Origin of the sequence: Bradyrhizobium sp. (genome assembly GCF_049581145.1) — a bacterium.
In the GTDB taxonomy this organism is placed as follows: domain Bacteria; phylum Pseudomonadota; class Alphaproteobacteria; order Rhizobiales; family Xanthobacteraceae; genus Bradyrhizobium.
Genome location: NZ_JBAURI010000154.1, coordinates 1 through 2,672 on the forward strand (window position 1 = coordinate 1; position 2,672 = coordinate 2,672).

Sequence of the window (2,672 nt, forward strand, 5' to 3'; positions counted from 1 at the left end):
GCGCCGGGTCGCGGCCAACTGGGCATCGGCGATGACGTCGCCGAGCGCGCTTTCGCCGGCATCGTTGGGGACGCGCGACAGCGTGTCCGTGACCGCGCCGGCGCGGCGGTTGGCGATCGGAGAAGCAACCTTGTCGTAGGCCGCCAGCAGCGCGGTCTGCTCCGGGTCCTTCGGCGAGGCGCCGACCCGGACGATGACATTGTCGGCCTTGGCGCTGACGACGTCGTGCGTCGCCGGGTCGAGCTTGAGATCGATCGCGGTGACGAGGGTGCCGAACTTGTCGGCGGAGGTGACGAGCCGGCCGTCGATCTCGCAGACATAGGCCTGATGGGTGTGGCCGGAGATGACCACGTCGACCGCACGGTCGAACTTCTTCACGATATCGACGATCGGTCCGGAGATGCCCGGACACTCGTTGTAATCGCCGGCCGGAACGCCGCCCTCATGGATCAGGACCACGATCGCCTCGACACCCTGCGCCTTCAGTTCCGGCACCAGCGCATTCACGGTCTCGGCCTCGTCGCGGAATTCGAGGCCGGCCGCGGCGGACGGCGAGATGATCTGCGGCGTGCCCTTCAAGGCCAGCCCGATGAAGGCGATGGGAACGCCGTCGAACGTCCTGATTTCGTAAGGCGGAAACAGCGTCTTGCCGGTCGCCTTGTCGATGGTGGAGGCGGCCAGATAATGGAATTTGGCGCCCGTGAACGGGTGCGGCCCCAAGCAGCGGTCGGTCGGATGGCAGCCGCCATTCTGCATCCGCAGCAGCTCGTCCTTGCCCTCGTCGAACTCGTGATTGCCGACCGAGGAGATTTCGAGCCCCATCATGGAGAGCGACTCGATGGTCGGCTCGTCGTGGAACATCGCCGACAAGAACGGGCTGGCGCCGATCAGGTCGCCGGCCGCGACGAAGATCGTGTTCCTGTGGTTTTCGCGAAGCGCCTTCACGACGCTCGCCATGGTCTCCGAACCGCCGGCCGGCACCGCGATCTTCCTGGTCTTGTCGGCGGGATCGGCGATCCTGATGCCGCCGGCAGGCGGGCGCAGATAGCCGTGAAAATCGTTGATCGCGAGGATGCGCAGATCGACGGCGGCGGGCGTTTCGGCGGCGCACCGGGCGGCCGGGCCACACAGCGCCAGCAGCACGGCGACGACAGGCAAGGCTGGTCTGAACATGTCGGACGACGGCTTGTCGAGAGGATGGCTTGTCGAGAGATCGCGCTCTCACGCGTCAGGACGATACCGCCCACTGGTCTTCACCAGCCGGCGCGCTTCACTAGCAGGTCCCGACGCCGCATCCTACATGATCGCCGGTGACGGCCAAGTGTCGCAGGGCTTCATTTCTCCGCGACGTGCTCGAAAGGCTCATGCCATGCAACTCACCGGAATTCATCATCTCACGGCGATTTCGGCGAAACCACGCGAGAATCTGGCATTCTACAGCGGCCTGCTCGGCATGCGCCTGGTCAAGAAGACCGTCAATCAGGACGACGTCAGCGCCTATCACCTGTTCTATGCCGACGGCAAAGCCAATCCGGGCACCGACCTGACCTTCTTCGATTTTCCGATTGCTCCCGAGCGGCGCGGCAGCAATTCGATCTCGCGCACCGGCCTGCGCGTCGCCGGCGAACGGAGCCTCGTCTATTGGCGCGATCGGCTGCGGCATGCCGGCGGCCCGACCGGGGATGTCACCGAGGTCGACGGTCGCCTGACGCTGCCGTTCGAGGATGGCGAGGGCCAGCGGCTGGTGCTGGTCGATGATGGCGGGATCGGCCCGGCTTCGCCTTGGGATGGCAGCGCGGTGCCGGCGGAGCACCAGATTCGCGGCCTTGGGCCGATCGTCCTGAACGTGCAGGATCTCGTGCGCACCGAGCAGGTTCTGGTCGGCGCGATGAACATGCGCCGCGCGCGCGACTATGCCGCTCCGGACGCCGATGCGCGCATTCATGTGTTTGCGATGGGCGAGGGGGGATTGGCCGCCGAACTGCATGTGATCCAGGATAAGGATTTGCCGATCGCGCAACAGGGCGCCGGCGGCGTGCATCACGTCGCTTTCCGCACCCCCGACGAGGCGCAGTATCACGCCTGGGCCCGGCGGCTGAATGAGCTCGGCATGCGCAACTCCGGCGAGATCAACCGGTTCTATTTCCGCAGCCTTTATTTCCGCGAGCCGAATGGCATCCTGTTCGAGATCGCCACCGACGGTCCCGGCTTTGCCACCGACGAGCCGATGGAAAGCCTTGGCGAAAAACTGGCGCTGCCGCCATTTTTGGAACCGCGCCGCGCCGAGATCGAAGCCGGATTGAAGCCGCTGGGATGATGTCATGGGAGCGCTGGTCTGGCCGGCGAGAGGTCACTCACGCCGGCGCAAGGCGGCGAGGCGGTGATCGGTTCAAGGCCGGGACGACGGTGATGGTGTTGGCGCCACGCCTGCCCCAGGATCGTCGGCGCATGCGGGGCTGATGCTGACGGAGGGACACGCGAGCCCCCGACTTCGCATCACGAATTGATTTTTCAAGACAGCACGTCATCAAGACACGCCTTCGCACTCTCGCGGCGCGATGCGCCCGAAGTGATGCCGAAATCTCATGCCCTCGAAGGAGAGAGGGCGTGGGGGATGCCGGATGCCCGATGCATCCGCAGCCTCGTGTGCGCATTGGTAGATAGAATAATGC

2 protein-coding genes are annotated in these 2,672 nt (G+C 65.4%); one reads left to right on the forward strand and one right to left on the reverse strand.

What is annotated here, in order from left to right; genetic code table 11:
• Positions 1 to 1,173 (reverse strand): metallophosphoesterase (locus WCB02_RS05090; protein ID WP_423956749.1); only part of this gene is annotated, 1,173 nt, incomplete at its 3' end.
• Between the two features lie 196 nt (positions 1,174 to 1,369).
• On the opposite strand from WCB02_RS05090, the gene WCB02_RS05095 reads away from it, so the two are divergent.
• Positions 1,370 to 2,317: a ring-cleaving dioxygenase gene (locus tag WCB02_RS05095; RefSeq protein WP_423956750.1), complete on the forward strand. Its 948-nt coding sequence runs from the start codon at positions 1,370 to 1,372 to the stop codon at positions 2,315 to 2,317.
• Positions 2,318 to 2,672: the final 355 nt, after the last annotated feature.